The 18074-nt window shown below is 64.6% G+C and carries 11 protein-coding genes; all 11 read left to right on the forward strand.

Annotated elements, in window-relative coordinates; translation table 11 throughout:
* Nucleotides 1–239 precede the first annotated feature (239 nt).
* The 11 genes from LD110_RS12330 to LD110_RS12380 all read left to right on the forward strand — a co-directional run bounded on the left by LD110_RS12330 (nt 240) and on the right by LD110_RS12380 (nt 18037).
* Complete coding sequence (locus LD110_RS12330; RefSeq protein ID WP_225499111.1) at nt 240–860, forward strand: 50S ribosomal protein L25/general stress protein Ctc; 621 nt, start codon at nt 240–242, stop codon at nt 858–860.
* A gap of 127 nt (nt 861–987) precedes the next feature.
* On the forward strand, nt 988–1572 hold the full coding sequence (gene pth / locus LD110_RS12335) for an aminoacyl-tRNA hydrolase (protein ID WP_225499112.1): 585 nt from the start codon (nt 988–990) through the stop codon (nt 1570–1572).
* A 367-nt stretch (nt 1573–1939) separates the two neighbouring features.
* Nucleotides 1940–4513 (forward strand): LuxR C-terminal-related transcriptional regulator, encoded by a 2574-nt coding sequence (locus LD110_RS12340; RefSeq protein ID WP_225499113.1) that lies wholly within the window; start codon nt 1940–1942, stop codon nt 4511–4513.
* Nucleotides 4491–7238, forward strand: a complete 2748-nt coding sequence (locus tag LD110_RS12345) for an AAA family ATPase (protein WP_225499114.1) — start codon at nt 4491–4493, stop codon at nt 7236–7238. The genes LD110_RS12340 and LD110_RS12345 overlap by 23 nt, the downstream gene beginning before the upstream one ends.
* A gap of 500 nt (nt 7239–7738) precedes the next feature.
* Nucleotides 7739–9319 (forward strand): sugar transferase, encoded by a 1581-nt coding sequence (locus LD110_RS12350; RefSeq protein WP_225499115.1) that lies wholly within the window; start codon nt 7739–7741, stop codon nt 9317–9319.
* Between the two features lie 42 nt (nt 9320–9361).
* Nucleotides 9362–9820: an adenylyltransferase/cytidyltransferase family protein gene (locus tag LD110_RS12355; protein ID WP_225499116.1), complete on the forward strand. Its 459-nt coding sequence runs from the start codon at nt 9362–9364 to the stop codon at nt 9818–9820.
* Nucleotides 9817–11037: a DUF1972 domain-containing protein gene (locus tag LD110_RS12360; protein ID WP_225499117.1), complete on the forward strand. Its 1221-nt coding sequence runs from the start codon at nt 9817–9819 to the stop codon at nt 11035–11037. The genes LD110_RS12355 and LD110_RS12360 overlap by 4 nt, the downstream gene beginning before the upstream one ends.
* A complete protein-coding gene (locus LD110_RS12365; protein ID WP_225499118.1) occupies nt 11034–11807 on the forward strand; it encodes a CDP-alcohol phosphatidyltransferase family protein in 774 nt (257 codons plus the stop codon). The genes LD110_RS12360 and LD110_RS12365 overlap by 4 nt, the downstream gene beginning before the upstream one ends.
* Nucleotides 11808–11829: 22 nt before the next feature.
* Nucleotides 11830–12636 carry a hypothetical protein gene (locus LD110_RS12370; RefSeq protein WP_225499119.1) on the forward strand — a complete coding sequence of 269 codons (807 nt, stop codon included), beginning with the start codon at nt 11830–11832 and terminating at the stop codon, nt 12634–12636.
* Nucleotides 12633–13544 (forward strand): hypothetical protein, encoded by a 912-nt coding sequence (locus LD110_RS12375; protein ID WP_225499120.1) that lies wholly within the window; start codon nt 12633–12635, stop codon nt 13542–13544. Before LD110_RS12370 ends, LD110_RS12375 begins: the two co-directional genes overlap by 4 nt.
* Nucleotides 13545–13591: 47 nt before the next feature.
* Entirely contained in the window at nt 13592–18037 is a 4446-nt protein-coding gene (locus LD110_RS12380) for a PKD domain-containing protein (protein WP_225499121.1), read from the forward strand.
* Nucleotides 18038–18074 lie beyond the last annotated feature (37 nt).

Here is an 18074-nt window from a genome sequence, read left to right on the forward strand (position 1 = left end):
GGGATACCTTGGCGAGGGAGAGCGGTTCCGGCTGGTAGTCATCCCCATCAGTGATGCTTCAACCGGGCTGCGAGTCTCCGTTATCGACTGGGTCTGAATCTCCTTCGACGAAGGGCGCGTCCGCTGTTGAGCGGCCTGCCGCCGGGCGTGGAAGGTCACCACAGACCTCCGCCCTTGCTGATCATCCTGGCCCTGCCTTGGCGTGGCCTCGTATCGCACCAGTAATCAAGGAGTAAACAATGTCTGAGCAGAAGCTCGCAGCAGAACTGCGCACCGAATTCGGCAAGGGCTACGCCCGCCGCGCCCGCACCGCTGGCCGCATCCCCGCCGTCATCTACGGCCACGGCGCAGAGCCGATCCACGTCACCCTGCCGGGCCGCGAGACCACCCTGGCTGTCCGCGTCGCCAACGCCCTGCTGTCCCTGGACATCAACGGCGAAGAGCACCTGGCCATCGTCAAGGACATCCAGCGCAACGCCCTGAAGCAGACCGTCGACCACCTCGACCTGCTGACCGTCCGCAAGGGCGAGAAGGTCACCGTTGACGTCCCTGTCCACGTGACCGGTGAAGTTGCCGCTGGCGCCGTTGCCAACCAGGAAGCCGTTACTGTTTCCGTCGAGGCCGAGGCCACCCACCTGCCCACCGCTCTTGAGGTGGACATCGAGGGCCGCGAGGCTGGCGCCCACGTCCACGCTTCCGACGTCGTCCTGCCCAATGGCGTCACCCTTCTGACCGACGCCGACACCCTGGTGGTTAACATCTCCGAGGCCGTTGCTGTGGCCGAGGAAGAAGCTGCTGAAGAAGGCGCCGAGGCTGCTTCTGAGGCTGCAGCTCCGGCTGAAGAAGCCGCAGCCGAGTAGCCTGTACTCGTTCCGGCATGCGCCGTGGCAGTGGCCGGGACCCGTGGGGTCCCGGCCACTGGCTTTCCAAGCTGCAGCTTCGGGCCCCCGCACGATCCCTCCCACCACCAATTCGAGGACTAATCCCATGACTGACACCTGGCTGATAGTTGGCCTCGGAAACCCTGGTCCGGAATACAGCGGCAACCGGCACAACGTCGGCCAGATGGTGGTGGACGAACTGGCCGGGCGGATTGGCGGAACGTTCAAAGCGCACAAGGCCCGCGCGCAGGTAGTTGAGGGCAGGCTGGGCATCGGCGGTCCGCGCGTGGTCCTGGCCAAGCCGATGAGCTACATGAACGTATCCGGGGGGCCGGTGTCAGCACTCTCGCGCTTCTTTGACATCGCCCCGGACCATGTTGTGGCCGTACACGATGAGATCGACATCCCCTTTAATACCGTCAAGCTGAAGCTGGGCGGGGGAGAGGGCGGCCACAACGGCCTCCGCGACATGACCAAGGCCCTCTCCACCCGTGACTACCTGCGCGTTCGCGTCGGCGTGGGCCGTCCGCCCGGGCGCATGGACACAGCCGACTTTGTGCTGCGGGATTTCAACGCTGTGGAGAAGAAAGACCTCCCGTTCCTGATAGGCGAAGCCGCAGACGCCGTCGAACTTCTTCTTGGCCAGGGCCTCCTGGCCGCCCAGCAAAAACACCACCCCGCGAAGGCCTGACGAGCCCTTTATAACGGCGCCTGAGTGGTGGTCCGCGGGACGTGAGTGGTCCGGCGGAGCACTTACTCAAGGGCGGCTCAAGTTTCCGTCAGTTTTCCCTTGCGGGGGTTCCTTACTCTACTTACTGGGAAACCTTGGGAGTACTCTACTCGTAACCGACGGAGGGACGGGGTAAAACCCTTGGAGTCGTACCTAAGGAAGCCATATGTCGATGGAGACGCAGAGCTGGGGCGATGCTTCGATTGCAGTGGAGCCAACTGGTGCTCGCGGAAATAGAAGCGCAGGACATCTGAAATGGTCCGAACTCGCGCGCAGCGTTGAGATAGAGCGGATTCGTTCAGCCCTTAGCCAGAATGGGTGCCTTGGCGTGATCATCACCGGCGCTCACGGCGTCGGGAAGACATCGCTGGGCCGCCTGGTGGTTTCATCTTTGGGTACTGCATCGCACGTCATCCACCTTCGCAGCAAGAACGGCGGCGAGCCCACCCCATACAACTGCTTTGGCTTTATGCTGGCACGTCTTGAGCAGCGGTTCCTGGCTTCGCCTACAGGCATTCTTCAGGGAATCTCCGCGATGATTCGGGACGACGCTGGCGACAAGGACGTTGTGATCGTGGTCGACAACCCGATGGGCATCGATGAGATGAGCACGGGTGTCCTGATGAATGTCCTGGCAACCGGAGCCGCGCGCATTATTGCGATCGCACCGAACGTCAGCGACCTGCCCGCCGACTTCCACTGGTTGCTCCAAGACGGCCGGCTGTCCGAGGTCCGGCTGGAGACCCTCACCCGCCAGCAGACTTCCGAGGTCCTGTCCGCCATGCTGGGCCATCGCCTCACCACGGCCCTCGTCAGCACTTTCCACACCATCACCGGCGGCAATCCGATGCTGCTTGAATCACTTGTCTCCGAGCAGCGACTGTCCGGCAACCTGGTCCTGGAAGGTTCCGTCTGGACGCTCCTGGACGAGGTTGTCCTGGAAGGCGGCCACGGCCTGGAGGAAATCGTGAGGGCCCGATGGCTGCGCGAGGACATTGAGACCCGGAACGTCATGGAACTTCTGGCGTGTGCCCGGCGCGTGCCTCTTCAAAGCCTTGCCGCGCTATTCAGCGCCAAAACCCTCGCGGACATGGAGGATTCCGGCCTGTTGATGGTGGACGACAGCGAGCGGCGGTGGGCGTCCCTTCGCCTGCAGTACGTGGCCGACGTCATCCGCAGCTGGCTGACGGTGCCAAGGAGGCGGAAGCTTCGCTCAATGCTCTTGGGAGACACCGCCCCTGAGCTGTGGGAGATGACGGCCGAAGACCTCCTTGGATATGCCGCCTGGACCCATGAATGCATGGAGCAGCTTGGTCCCGGACACGCGCTTGCCGCCGCGGGCGAGGCCGTGCTGCATTTTGACCCGCATTTCGCCCTGACCTGTGCCTCCGACATCCGCCGCACGGACCTGCAGTGGGTGGGAGCGCAGCAGCGAAAGGCCGAGGCCCACATGCTCCTGGCGGAGCACTGCGCGGCGTTGGATGCCATCGACGACGTAACGCCTGGACAAATCGATGAGCTGGACGCGGTTGCCCTGGTGGAATTCGTCTCCGTGCGTTGCAGCGCCCTGAGGAGCGTTGGGGGCCGTGCCGGCTCCGTTTCCCAAGTCCTTGATGAAACCCGTGACCGACTGGAGGAGTTCAGGAGGTTGGGCGGACCTGGTGCCGAGCGGCTGGACGAGGCCTTCCAACAGCTTCAGCTGGAGGAGTTCATCAACAAGGCCTACCTCGGCGAATACACGGACATCATCGAGGCGCTCGAGGAGGCCGCCGCTGATCGTTCGCCGCGCAGCGTTGGGCACAGTATCAACTGCGCCATCATCCTGATCGAAGCGTACGCGGTGACGGGACGCGAGTTGGATGCACTGCGCCTGGTGGACCAGACCAGCCTTCGCATCAGCAAGGGTCCGGACATCCCCGGACTCTGGGACCACTTCCGACTCCGTGCCTTTGGCGCCATGCTTCTGTCCGGTCAATGGCGGAGCTGCCTGCGACTGCTGGCGTCCGGACCTGCAGCCACTCCGTTGAAGCTTCAGCACCGGGGCGCGGTCCTGGAACTAGCCATTGGCGTGGCCAATCTGTTCTCCGGCCGCGGTGAAAAGGCCATCGATTCGTTGCTGTCCGCGGTGGCCCAGCTGGAGCACCGGCCCGTGATGAACCTGCTCCCTGTTGCCTACGCAGCCACGGCCTTCGCCTACGGCCAGCAGGGCAACTCGCCCGACGCCTACAAGTACCTCGCGCTGGCCGAGCAATCCGAAGGGCCCTCCAGCTACATCGTCAGCTGGGCCGGGCAATTCTGCGCAGACATGGCCCGGCGTTGGCTGGGTGAACCGGACGCCAGGGAGCGGTTGGTGGAGGCCGCCCGTGAGGACATCGCCCATTACCGCTATACGACCGCCGGTGTGAGCCTTGTGGGCGCCACGGTCAATGGGCGGGACGAAGACTTTATCCTGATGGAGGAGATCGCCGAGCACCGCCAAGGACCGCTGGCCCGCCTCTCCGGACTCATCGCCAAGGGCTGCCATGGCCGTAACCCGCGGACGATGATGGATGCAGCGGACGTGGCCGCCGGCTTGGAGCTCGATGCCATGGAGGCGCGGTGCGTCGCCCTGGCCCTGGACTTTGCCCGCCAAACGTCCGATTACAACACGACACGTCAGGCGCAGTCGCGACTGGACCGCTTGTCCCAGCTTGTCGCCGAGTTGCCCGTGATTCCCCGTGGGAACACCCCCTTGCTCACCGAGCGCGAACGCCAGATTGCGCGCCTGGCGGGCCACGGGGTCTCAAACAGGGAAATTGCCAAGGATATCGGCGTGTCGGTTCGCACAGTCGAGGGGCACCTCTACCAGGTGTTCGCGAAGCTGAGCGTGTCTTCACGGCGTGATCTCCTTGGCCTCGTATAGCCGATGGGACGGTGGTCCCGGAGGCCTCGCAGACGTCAACCCAGTACGCACACCGCCCCTGGTTGGTCGCCGGGAGTACATCACGGCAGCTGTCGAAGCGATCCGCGGGGGCAGCACCGGCGCCGTCCTCCTGGTTGCCGAGGCGGGCCTGGGCAAGTCCGTCCTGATTGAAGCGATCGCCTCGGCGTTGTCCAGCGAGATGATCGTGATGCGCGTCCATGGGACAGCCTCGCTGTCGTCGGTGCCATACGGCGTCCTGGCCCCCTACCTGGTGGACCTTCCCGAGGATCCCACCAACTCCCAAGTGGCAATCCTCCGGGCATTCTGGGCGCAATTCGAGCGCCTGCGGGCGGGCCGCGACCTGCCTCTTCTGCTGGTGGTGGACGATGCCCACGAACTGGACCCGGCCACCGCAAACGTGATTGTGGACCTCATCACGGCCAACTGGGCGAGGGTTGTGGCCTCTTCCCGTCCGCGCCCGGGGCTGCCCGAGGCGATGATGCAGCTCTGGTATGACAGCATGGCCGAGCGCTTCGACCTGGAGCCGCTCGACCGCGAGAACGTTGGAACCATTGCCGAGCACATCCTGGGCGGCCCGCTTGTCCCGGGCGCAATACAGATGCTCTGGAAGGCCTCCGAAGGCAACCCGATGTTGTTGAATTGCCTCATTGAAGACGCTCGCCGTGAAGGCAACCTCGCTAAAAAAGACGGCGTTTGGCTGCTCCTCCGTCCGCTGAGCAGCAGCGGCCCGGCGTTGACGGGGGTGGTCCGCAACCAACTCCTCCGGAGGACTCCGCAGGAACGCGAGGCCTTGACGATGATCGCCCTGGCCGAACCCGTGAGCCTGGACGCGCTCGAGGCAACGGCCGGGCCGGACATGGTGCAGGACCTGGTGGAAAGCCAATTGGTCTCCGTGGACAACGACGAGCGCCCGTCGCTGAGGCTTCGGCACCCCGTATATGGCGAGGCCATCCGGAACATGGTGTCGGCCTCACGCAGTCTCCAGCTCCGGCAGAGGCTCCTCACAAACCTGCAGGACAAGCCGCAGACTCCGGCTTCCATGCTCAGAATGGTGAACTGGGCGCTTGAATCCGGTGTCAGCGTCCCGGATGGCCAGCTGCTCTTGGCCGCGATCCATGCGGCAACAACGTTCCAGAACACTACCGCGATTGGGCTGGCCGCCCGCATCCGGGACACTCGACTCCGCCGTCGCGGTCGCGCCGCGGCGGCACGGGCCCACTTCAACGGCGGCCAGTACGTCGAAGCGGACCGGTCCCTGGAGGCTGGCTTGGGCGGAAACAAGTCCGACGTCGGCAGCTTGCGCGTGGGAGATACCCTCCTTCACGCGTGCATCATGAACGCGCTGGCGCGGCAACGGTCAACGGCGGCACCGGTACCGGAGGACGGAAACCGTGGTGGCGGCCAGGAAGCCGATCCTGCCGCAGACGGCGATTCGAACACCGTGACGACCCTCCTTGCGCTGCAGGCCGCCGGAAACTATTCCGCGCTGGCTGAAGCCCTTGACCGAGTAGATAGCATCGCCCGACCGGACACGTCTCTGGCCCCAGCGGCGGATGATGCCGCGGAGGAAGACTACGGGGCACAGCTGGCAGTCTTCGCGGATTGCCTTCGCTCCGATACGCTCCGGGCCCAGGGCGACCCCGTCGCCGCGCAACTGCCTGCGGATCGGGCGGCTGCCAGTCTGGCGGACGATCCAGCTGAGCTCTTCTTCTTCCCCGAGTACATCCTCCAGCGGCGGGTCTGGGCGGCCCTTGACGCCGGCAACTGGAAGCTGGCCGCTGACATCCTCGACAAGTACGAGGCAACAGCTGGATCAGGCCTCCTGACGTTCGGCGGCACCGTGGACTTCTATCGGGGGATTTCCCTGCTGAGGCAGGGACGTTTCGACTCAGCCTGGGCAACAGTCCGTCCCGCAGTTGAGTCGCTGCGCGTCAACGATCCGCTACAGTTGCTGCCCGCCGCCGTCGGGCTTGCCGCCTACGCCGGTGCCCGCTGCGGCGAGGGCGTCAAGGCCCAGGCCCTGCTGGAGGAATCCGAACGCACCCTGTGGCGCGGCCGCGGGGCTGAAGCCGCCTATGCCGGCATCCTGGCCGCCGCTGCACGTGAGACCTTAACCCGGGACGGCGTGGGCTTGGAACGGCTGCGGGAATTGCTGGCAGAAGCGCAGCCGGCCGGCGTCGAACTCCAAGGGCTCGCCGCATGGCTGGAACTCGGCCGCCCGGACGCCGCGCCGCGGACCCTGGAACTCACGGGGACCATGACGGGAAGCTGGGCGCAGGCGTGGAACCACTACGCGACGGCACGATCCAGTGGCGAGGCCTCCGTTTCCCTGGAGATGGGCGACGCCATCTACTCCCTGGGCATGGCCAGGTTGGCACGCGACTGCTACTCCCAGGCGGCAGGACTTTTTGAAGCGTCCGGAGAGAAGCTGAACGCACGGCAGGCCGTGATCCGCAGGGACCAGGCGGAGCGGGAACTTGGCGAGCAAACCGGGATGGTAGCCGAGCCGGCGGCGTCTCCGGCCAACCTTCTGACCCGTCGTGAGCGGGACATCATTGCCCTCGCCGTGGAGGGTCTGACGGACCGCCAGATCGCTGATCGCCTCATGGTGTCCGTACGGACCGTCGAGGGCCACCTGTATCGCAGCTACGCAAAACTCGGAATCCGGCGACGTGAAGAGCTGCGGGGCGCCGCTGGTCTGTAAGGAAAAAAATTTCGCGGATAGGACGGGGCTACTCAGCAGCTTCCAACTCACGTATTTGAGTAGTAAATCTCCCTCCAAGTAATAAATTCCGTGAATGGATAAATTGGTTTTGAGTACCCTCGGGTGACGTCGCCCGCACCGTCGCATGTATCGAGTACACCCGCGTACAGGTGCGCCGGATGCGCCTCCAGAAGTCGAGTAGTGGCTACGGATGTGCGGACCTTCGCCAAACGGTTGACTAGGACTCGTCAACTGGATCAGCGAGAAGGTCTCACGATGCGAATCCCAGCAGCTCAACTCGTGCACGGCACACCAGGCCGGTACGGAGCACTGGACGCGATGCCGGCCCCAACGCTGAAAACCCAGTTTCTCCCGGGTCTCTTTCGGCGCCCTGCATATCTACGAAGCGGCGCCCCCCAGACGGAGCCGGCGGCGTTAGAGTCTTCTGAGACCAAGGCTCTACCCCCAGCCGCCGCCGGCTCCCCAATTGTGGTCACGGCATGAGTGCCATCGACGATTTCCAGGCGCGAGCGGGACAGCGGGCTGGGAACGGTGCCGGATTTTGGCGCCGCCATCTTGTTGCCTTCGGTGGCCGGATGGACGGTGCCTGGGACCTTGACCTCGAGCATCCCGCTGCTGCCGATGTCCACTCCGGTTCCCTTTGGGCCGGACGGTACCGCCGGTGGCTCCGTTGGACAGATGCAGCCATCATCGTCACCACCGTCATTGCCGCGTATTCACTCCGGTTCGAGCCAAGCGACGCGCTGAACGGCCATTCGTGGAGGGGCGCCTCCTACATGCTTATCAGTTTCGGCGTCCTGGTTGCATGGCTGGCAGCACTGGAGGTCTTCCGCACGCGTGAGGACATTGTGCTGGGTATCGGCGCAGAGGAGTACAAGCGCGTCCTTGATGCTACGGTGCGGGTCTTCGGCGCCACGGCCATTGTGATGATCCTGTTCAACATTGACATCGTTCGGAGCTATTTCGCCCTGGCCCTGCCGGCAGGAGCGTTGCTGCTGCTGTTCAATCGATGGCAATGGCGGGCTTGGCTCAACCGGCAGCGGCGGTTCGGTCACTACCTCTCCAAAGCGATCGTCGTCGGCGAGAAGGCCGACGTCGAGTACGTCATAAGGCAATTTGGTAAATCATCCGGAGCTGCTTACGACGTAGTGGGCGCAGCGCTGCCCAATACCAGGGACCGCCATTTGGAGGTCGCTGACAGGATGATTCCAGTGCTGTGCGGAGTGGATGCCGACAGCATTGCCGCCAAGGTGCAACAAACAGGTGCAAATTCCGTGGTGGTGGCTGGCACGCTTCCCGGCGGAACACGTTCCATCCGCGAGCTTGGTTGGACGTTGGAGTGTACCCGTGCAGGCTTGGTGCTTGCCTCCAACCTCACGAACGTTGCCGGGCCACGAATCCACTGGCGGCCCGTGGAAGGCTTGCCCCTCATGCACGTGGAGCGGCCCCAGTTCACGGGCGGGAAGCATACGCTCAAGCGGGCGGTGGACCTAGCCGCCGCAACCTTGGCGTTGGTCCTCCTGGCCCCCGTGATGCTGGTGCTGGCCATCATCGTCCACCGTGACAGCGAGGGCCCCGTCTTCTTCCGGCAGCAACGCGTGGGCAGGGACGGCCAGCTCTTCACCATCTACAAGTTCCGTTCCATGGTGACCACTGCGGAGGCGGAACTGGCACGGCTGGTGCCCCGCAATGAAGGCGCCGGGCCCCTCTTCAAGATGAAGGACGATCCTCGCGTAACGCGCTGCGGACGCTGGATGCGGAAATACTCACTCGATGAACTTCCGCAGTTCTGGAACGTGTTGCGGGGCGACATGAGCCTGGTGGGGCCCAGACCCCCACTGCCGAGCGAAGTCGAAGGCTACAAAAGCGATGTCCGTCGTCGTTTGCTCATCAAGCCCGGAATAACGGGCCTCTGGCAGGTCAACGGGCGCTCCGACCTGGACTGGGACGAGAGCGTCCGCCTGGACCTGTACTACGTCGAGAACTGGTCATTGACCGGAGACATCATGATCCTGTGGCGGACCGTCAAGGTATTGCTGAATCCGGTCGGAGCCTATTAACCGCGCAGGCTTGGGCTGGCCGAAACGAAAGGATGCGTCACAATGGGGCTCAGAATCGGGTACGCCCCAGGTGCCTTCGATCTGTTCCATGTTGGGCACCTGAACATCCTCAAGCATGCCAAGAGCCGCTGCGACTATTTGATCGCGGGCGTGGTTTCGGACGAAATCCTGGAAAGCGTCAAGGGCCGCCGAGCCGTGGTGCCCCTCGCCGAACGGATGGAGATTGTCCGCAGCATCAGCTTCGTGGACATGGTGTTCGCCGAGATGGTTCCGGACAAGCTCCAGGTCTGGGAGGAACTCCGCTTCAACCTGTTCTTCAAGGGTGATGACTGGAAGGGCACAGCAGCCGGGCGAAAGCTCGAGGAGGCGTTCGCCGCCGTCGGTGTTGAAGTGGTCTACTTCCCTTACACGGTCCACACGTCCAGCACCGCGCTCCGCATGGCGCTCGAACTCATGGGTGAGCCGGCTGAGGCCGGCCGCCGCACGCGGGGCCGGGTATGACGATGCTGCGGATAGCGATGGTGGGGACGCGTGGTGTGCCGGCGCACTACGGCGGCTTCGAAACGGCCATCGAGGAAGTCGGGCAGCGCCTGGCGGCCAAGGGCCACGAAGTCACGGTCTATTGCAGGTACGTGGGCGAGCCCGGGCAGGTCCCCGACGTGCACCTCGGCATGAAGCTGGTGCACTTGCCTGCAATGCACAAGCGTGCGTTGGAGACGCTCAGCCACACCGGCGTATCGGTGCTCCACTTGCTGCGCCACAGGACCGACGCTGCCATCGTCTTCAACGCCGCCAACGCACCGTACCTCCCCCTCATTCGAGCCGCGGGCATTCCCGTTGCAACACATGTGGACGGCTTGGAATGGAAGCGTGCCAAATGGAACGGCATGGGTAAGCGCTACTACCGGATGGTGGAGGCGCTCGCGGTCAAATGGTCCGATTTGCTGATCGCCGACGCCATTGGCATCCAGGACTACTACCGCGAGCGCTTTGAAGCCGACACCGTGTACCTGGCCTATGGGGCGCCGATCATCGACGGCGGCGCGCATCATCGGCTCGCTGAGCTGGCCCTTCAGCCGCGCAAGTACCACCTTGTGGTGGCCCGGTTTGAACCGGAAAACCATATCCACCTGATTGTGGAAGGGTATGTCCGCAGCAATGCCGTGCACCCGTTGGTGGTAGTGGGATCGGCGCCGTACTCGAATGCCTACACCGGGCTTGTCCATGCCCTTGGAGACCAGCGTGTTCGCTTTGTGGGCGGCGTCTGGGACCAGGAACTCCTGGATCAGCTCTACGCCAACGCCCGGGTCTACTGGCACGGGCATTCGGTGGGCGGTACCAACCCGTCGCTGTTGCGTGCCATTGGTTCCGGGGCGCCCACCAACGCGTTCGACGTCGACTTCAACCGTGAGGTCCTGGCCGGCGCCGGCCGCTACTTCTCCGACCCCGACGACGTCGCTTCCCTTGTGATGCAAGCCGAAGAACCGCGCGGGCAGGCCGAGCTGGCCGAGCGGGGCGCCCTGGGCCGCCAACTGGCCCGGCGCTACGATTGGGACCTTGTGGCCGACGGCTACGAGCAGCTTTGCCTTGACCTGGTGGCCGCCAAGGTTTCTGCACCCTCACGGCACGCGAGGCGGACAGCACGAAGGCTCGCCCAGCACGTAATCCTCGGCCATCAGACTCCGGGGGCAGAACCGACGCCGGGAGCCAGGCAATGACCGGGGCCGAACTGACGCCAGGAGCCGGAACACCAGTTCGGTATTCCGGCTTCCGGAACGCCTTGGACCAGCTCCGGGGCGCGCAGAAGACCGCGGCGCGTGGAGCGCCAGCGTATTCGCGCTTCATCAACCGACGCCTGGGCCGCTACTTGGCCGCAGCGGCGTTAGCCGCAGGGCTGACGCCCAACGCCGTCACGGGCATCAGCGCAGTCTTCACCTTTGGTGCCATCGGGCTCCTCCTTGCGTTTCCGCCGTCGTGGTTGCTGGGCACCTGCGTGAGCTTTGCGCTGGTGGTCGGCTACGCGTTCGATTCGGCCGACGGCCAGCTGGCCCGCCTCACAGGGAAGGGGTCGCCCGCGGGGGAGTGGCTGGACCATATGGTGGACGCAGTCAAGACGGCGGCGCTGCCGTTGTCGCTGGCCGTTGCCCTCTTCCGCTTCGACGCGGCCGATCGGATCTGGCTGCTGGTCCCTCTGGGCTCCGCGCTGGTGTGTTCGGTCCTGTTCTTCTGCATGATCCTGACCGAGCAGCTCCGGCGGCAGCGCGGTGTTGAGTCGGTGGCCGACGACTCAGCCCGACCGTCCTGGGTGCGTTCAGTCCTGGTGGTGCCCATGGACTACGGGCTCCTATGCCTGAGCTTCCTGCTGTATGGGGCAGTGCCGGTGTTTCTCTGGGTTTACACCGCCATATTTGCAGCCACTGCCGCATTCCTGGTCCTGGCCGCCGTCAAGTGGTTCAGGGAGCTTGGGCGACTAGGTCCACAGCCATAAGCCGATAAAACAAGGTCTGGGGATGAACATGAAAGGCTCCGGGAGTCCGCAAGCGAATGGCAAAGACGCCAGCTCGGTCCGCGACGCGTCCGCGAAACGCCGGAAACGATGGATCGCGGCGGGGGCCGTCGCCGCGGTCCTTGCCATTGGAGCAGGGGTTTGGGCGTCTGCCCAGTCGGGCACCACGCCCACGGCTGCCCAACAAACCAGCCAGCCGACGACGGCGGCAGGCAGCCCGGGCGGGTCAGCCCCACCCACCGCCTCAGCCAGCCCCGCAACGGCTCCATCGACTCCTGCGCCGGCACCCGGAACGGCTTCGCCTGCTCCGGCAGAACCCGCGCCTGCGGCTACTCCGGGGCCGCAAGCCAACCCAGCGCCAGTGGATCGGACAGGCAAGTCCGATCAAGAACTGGCAACCATTGAGCAGCCCGTGGCCGCTCCTGTACCCCTGGTGGCGAAGAAGGAAGTCAAATCGGGGGTCTCCGCCACCATCACGGAACTTGAGGCCGTGCAGGGCGAAGCCATGGGCGTTGGCGAGGTGGCAGGACCATCACTCAGGTTTAAGGTCACCGTGACGAATGACACTGGCAGCGATATCCCCCTCGACACCGCCCTGGTCACCGTGTCGTTCGGCAAGGACAGCGAACCGGCCAGTGCCCTCAGCGGACCCAACACCTCGGCTTTCCCGGACAAGGTAAAGGCCGGAACCAGCGCGTCCGCCGTTTACGTCTTCAACGTTCCAAGGGAAGCCCGCGACCAGGTAACGATCTACTTCAACCTGGACGCCGGCACCCCCATCGCCACTTTTGAAGGGAAGGCCCCGGCATGACAGGAACACTTGTCGGTCCAACGCCGGACCTGGCCCGGGTTACAGCCCGGAAAATGCGGAAGGCCTCCAAACGGCTGCATGCCGTGGCGGCGATGGTCCTCCTGCGATGCATCAACCGCTTCTCGCACCAGCCTGTCACCGGGACCGCCGATGTGGTTGTGTCCATGACAAGCTACGGGGAGCGGATCCGTACCGTTGACGTCGCCCTGGAATCGATCGCCCGCGGCATCGCCAGGCCGCGCCGGCTCATCCTGTGGCTCGACGAACCCGAGGCCATGGACCACTTGCCAAAGGGCCTGGAGCGGCTAAGGGAACGCGGCCTGGAAGTGAAGCTCTCCCAAAACTTTGGTCCCCACACCAAATACTTTCCGTACGTCGCGTGCAATGGCCACTCGAATTCCCCGCTGGTCACGGCAGACGACGACATCATCTATCCGGACACCTGGCTGCAGGAACTGGTGGAGGCCAACCAAGCCCGGCCCACCATGATCCACGGACACTGGGTCCGGACGATCACGGTGAACGGCGGCAGCTTGACCGGGTACCAGGACTGGATCCGGCGCCGGGACACGTTGCCTGGTTTGAACAACTTCGCGCTGGGGGTTTCCGGGGTGATCTACCCGCCCAGGATGCTCAAGGAACTGAAAGCCCGGGGGGACGTGTTCCAGGACGCCTGCCCCGGCGCCGACGATATCTGGCTGCATTGGGTGGCCCTCCGCGCCGGGATTCCCGTTTGCCAAGTGGACGGAGTGTCACGGCATTTCCCCATGATCCCGGGAAGCCAGGCGAACACACTGAGCGACCTCAACGTTGGTCAAAGCCGGAATGACCACTGGATCCGGGCCCTGTACTCAACTGCGGATGTGTCCGCCATGACAGGGACATTCACTCAACGATGGAGCGCATGATGCGAGCTAGGTATCAGGCTGGGGATGGCGTTCGCACTCGGAGCATTTTGAAGACAGCGACGGCGGCACTCACCAGCGGTGCTGTCGCGGTGTCACTGGGTATCCTCGGCGTCGGCGCCGTTGCGGTTGTTACCGCCGCTCCGGCCGTTGCGGATACTGCACCCGCCGCCCCCACGCCAGCCACGGTCGCCGCGGATGGCCTGCCCACGGTCCAGCACAATGGCGTCGCCTGGGCGCAGGTGATCATCGGCAACAAGGTCTACGTGGGCGGTACCTTTACCGAGGCCAGGCCCGCAGGTGCCGCAGTGGGCACACAGGGCGTACCGCGCGGCAACATCCTGGCCTACGACCTCACCACCGGAGTCCTGGACAACGCCTTTGCCCCGTCCATCAACGGTGAGGTCACGGCGCTCGCAGCTTCACCAGACGGCAGTCGGCTGTATGCCGGTGGCTCGTTCACGGCCATCAACGGCGCCACGGTTTGGCGCGTCGCCGCGCTGAACCCCACAACGGGCGCCATCGATCTGAACTTCCTGCCCAAGATGTCCGCGTCGGTCCGGGCCATCGTGGCAACCGCCGACACCGTGTACATGGGTGGACTCTTTAACGCCGTCGGCTCCGTAACCCGCGGCCAGCTCGCAGCGGTCACCGCCTCGAACGCCACGCTCCTGCCGTGGAACCCCGTGGCCGCCGATGGCCGGGTCAACGCGATGGCGCTTGCCCCCGACGGGGCAAGCATGGTGGTGGGCGGAGCCTTCACGTCCCTCAATGGTTCCACCACCAACCCCGGCTACGGGCTGGGCCGCGTGGATACCAACCTGGGTGCGAATCAGCCCTTCCCGATCAACGGCAAGATCCGCGACGCCGGCCCCGGGGCGGCCATTACAGCCCTCGCCTCGGATGGCACCGTGGTTTATGGCTCCGGGTACACGTTCCAGGGTGGTGGAAACCTGGAAGGCATGTTCGCAGTCAATTGGGCGGACAACAGCACCAAGTGGATCGAGGACTGCCACGGGGACACGTACTCCATGGCACCCATAGATGACGTGATCTACGCGGCAGGCCACGCCCACTACTGCGGCAACGTGGGAGGCTTCCCCCAGACCCAGCCTTGGACATTCAACCGAGGACTGGCATTCACAAAGGCGGCCACCGGCGTGCTGACCACTGAATCCCACGGCTACTTCGACTACGCGGGAATGCCCGCGCCAGGCCTGTTGAACTGGTATCCGATCCTGGACGCCGGCACTTTCACCGGCCAGGACCAGGGGCCGTGGACCATCGCGGCACAGGGAGACTATTTGGTAATGGCCGGTGAATTCACTATCGTGAACAACCAGCCGCAGCAGGGCATGGTCCGCTACGCCAAGAGCAACCTAGCGCCGAACAAGCGCGGACCGCGCATCACGGGCGTGAACTTCAACCCCACCCTGTCTACTCCTGCCGCCGGGCAAATCCGAGTGCGCTGGCAGGCGAACTGGGACCAGGACAATGAGAACCTCAGCTACGATGTGCGCCGTAACGGTGCCGTGATTGCCACCTTCAACCAGGCCTCCACGTTCTGGAAGCGCCCCGGCATGACGTTCACCGATACCGGACTCGTGGCCGGACAGACGTACGGCTACCGGATCTTCGCCCGTGACCCGTTCGGCAACGAGGCCCGCAGCGAAACCGTCAGCATCGCCGCCGTCGGATCCGTTGACCCGCCGGGCAGCTATGCCCAAAGCGTCTTGGCTGACCAGCCAGCCAATTTCTGGCGGCTGGGCGAAGCAAGCGGTGTCACCGGGGTAGACCTCGCCGGCAAGGACGACCTGATCGTGAGGCCTGGTGTCACTTTCGGCGCCCCCGGAGCCATCAACGGCGACCCCAACACCGCGGCAACCTTCAACGCCACGTCTGACGGCGTTGCCAGCAGCCCGACCCTTGCCAACCGGCCCAACGTCTTCAGCCTCGAGGCGTGGTTCAAGACCGCCAGCATCAAGGGCGGCGAAATCATTAGCTACGGCAACTCCCAGACCACACCCTCCGCCGATTACGACCGCGCCGTCTATATGTCCAATGACGGCAAGCTCAATTTCGGTGTCCGGCCCCTCGGCAAGACCCGCACCACCATCAGCACCACGGCAAGCTACAACAACAACCAGTGGCACCACGTGGTGGCCACACTGAGTTCCGGCGGAATGCAATTGTTCGTCGACGGCGTGGCTGTGGCCTCGCGCACCGACACCACCACGGCGTGGCCAATCGACGCGTACTGGCGGATCGGCGGGGACAACCTCAGCAACTGGCCCCAGGCGCCCACCACAAGGTACTTCAACGGCCAACTTGACGACGTCGCTATCTACAACGCAGCCCTGCCGCTCTCGAGGATCCAGGCGCACTTTGTGGCTTCAGGCCGCAGCGTCAACGCACCTCCCTCCCCACCGGTAGCGGCCTTTGCAACGTCGGTCAACGGCCTCACAGTATCTGTGGACGGTACGGCGTCCTACGACGCCAATGGTCCGATCTCCAGCTACGCCTGGAACTTCGGGGATGGCAGCAGCGGCAGCGGCGTAACCGCGCAACATAACTACGCAGCCGCGGGGACGTACAGCATCACGCTGACAGTGACGGACAACAGCAACAACACCAACTCCGTCACCAAACCGGTGACAGTCACGGCGCCTCCGCCCAACAAGCCGCCAACTGCCGCTTTCACAGCCACTCCAAACAATCTCGTGGCGGCGTTCGACGCGTCCGCCTCGGCCGACCCCGACGGCACCATCACCAGTTACGCGTGGAACTTTGGCGACTCGGCGACCGGCAACGGCGCCACAACCAGCCACAGTTATGCCGCGGCCGGGACCTACGCCGTCAAGCTCACTGTCACGGACAACGCTGGCGCTACGGGTACGGTCACCAAGAACGTCACGGTGACAGCCCCCGCGGCCAACACCGTGCTCGCCGCGGACGCCTTTGGCCGGACTACCTCGGGTGGCTGGGGATCTGCGGACATCGGCGGCGCCTGGAGCGTCTCCGGGGGTTCCACGTCCAACTACTCGGTGGCCAACGGCACCGGAAACGTGGTCCTCACCGCAGCGGGTTCCAGCCGTACGATGTTGCTGAACTCGGTTGCCACGATGTCCAGCGACGGCAGGATCAAGGTAGCCGTGGACAAGCTGAGCGCCGGTGGAAGCACCTTCATTTCCTTGCTCGGCAGGCATGCAGGCAGCAACGACTACCGTGCCAAGGCCAAGGTCACCACCACCGGTGAAGTCTGGCTCTACCTCACCAAGGTGGTCAGCAACGTGGAAACCACCATTGCTGCGACGTCGGTGGCAGTGCCGGGCCTGACTGCCGCTCCCAATGATCCGCTGATCCTTCGCCTCAAGATCGACGGATCGCCAACCACTACGCTCAACGCCAAGGTCTGGCGCGCGGCTGGCGCCGAGCCCGCCTCTTGGCAGCTGACTGCCAGCGACAACACCGCTGATCTGCAGGCTGCCGGCGGAACCGGAGCTGTGGCCTACCTCTCCGGTGGGGCAACCAACCCACCTGTCACAGTCACGTTCGACGACCTCAACGTAACGGCGGGAAGCCCGCCGCCGCCGAACGCGGCGCCCACAGCGGCCTTCACTGCCACGCCCAACGGCCTGGCCGCCTCGTTCAACGGCACCGGATCGTCGGACAGCGACGGTACCATCGCCAACTACGCGTGGAACTTCGGTGACAACACCAGCGGAACAGGCTCGACGGCGTCGCACACCTACGCCGCTGCCGGCACCTACCAGGTGACCCTGACCGTGACGGACAACGGCGGGGCCACCGGCACCATAACGAAACCAGTCACCGTGTCGGCGGCTGCCCCGCCGCCTGCCGGCGTCCTTGCAGCAGATGCCTTTGGCCGCACCGCTACCAATGGCTGGGGCGCAGCCGACACGGGCGGCTCCTGGAGCATTGGCGGGGGAGCAGGCACCAATTTCAGCGTCGGCAACGGTTCCGGCAGCATCCTGACGGATGCCGGCACCAGCCGCGTGATCACCCTCCCTGGCGTCACTTCCACCAATGCCGACGTCCAGGTCAAGCTGTCCGCGGACAAGATCGGCTCGGGCAGTGGCATGTACGCAGGTGTCATCGGCCGGAAGGTGGGAGCCGACGAGTACCGTGCCAAGCTGCGGGTCAACTCCAACGGTGCGGCGATTCTCTACCTGACCCGGGTGGTGGCCGGCTCGGAAGTGACCATCCAAACGCTCACCATTGCCGGGCTCACCGTGGCCGCAAACGACCAGCTGCAGCTGCGCATGCAGGTGAGCGGCACCAACAACACCACGCTGCAGGCCAGGGTGTGGCGGGATGGAGCCGCGGAACCGGCCACGTGGCAGCTCACGGCCACGGACGCCACAGCATCTCTGCAGGCAGCAGGTTCCACGGGCCTGATGACGTACCTCTGGACCAGCACCCCGAACTCACCCGTCACATTCCGCTTCGACGACTACCGCGTAGGAACGCCGTAGGAAAAAAGGTGGCAAGCGCACTAATGATCAACGCGAA

The organism is Arthrobacter sp. M4 (assembly GCF_020251205.1).
Lineage (GTDB): Bacteria > Actinomycetota > Actinomycetes > Actinomycetales > Micrococcaceae > Arthrobacter.

Bases quoted from the DNA above. Each gene is read 5' to 3' on its own strand.
- LD110_RS12330 (WP_225499111.1), top strand. From the start codon at position 240: ATGTCTGAGCAGAAGCTCGCAGCAGAACTGCGCACCGAATTCGGCAAG.
- pth (WP_225499112.1), top strand. From the start codon at position 988: ATGACTGACACCTGGCTGATAGTTGGCCTCGGAAACCCTGGTCCGGAA.
- LD110_RS12350 (WP_225499115.1), top strand. From the start codon at position 7,739: ATGAGTGCCATCGACGATTTCCAGGCGCGAGCGGGACAGCGGGCTGGG.
- LD110_RS12355 (WP_225499116.1), top strand. From the start codon at position 9,362: ATGGGGCTCAGAATCGGGTACGCCCCAGGTGCCTTCGATCTGTTCCAT.
- LD110_RS12360 (WP_225499117.1), top strand. From the start codon at position 9,817: ATGACGATGCTGCGGATAGCGATGGTGGGGACGCGTGGTGTGCCGGCG.
- LD110_RS12365 (WP_225499118.1), top strand. From the start codon at position 11,034: ATGACCGGGGCCGAACTGACGCCAGGAGCCGGAACACCAGTTCGGTAT.
- LD110_RS12370 (WP_225499119.1), top strand. From the start codon at position 11,830: ATGAACATGAAAGGCTCCGGGAGTCCGCAAGCGAATGGCAAAGACGCC.
- LD110_RS12375 (WP_225499120.1), top strand. From the start codon at position 12,633: ATGACAGGAACACTTGTCGGTCCAACGCCGGACCTGGCCCGGGTTACA.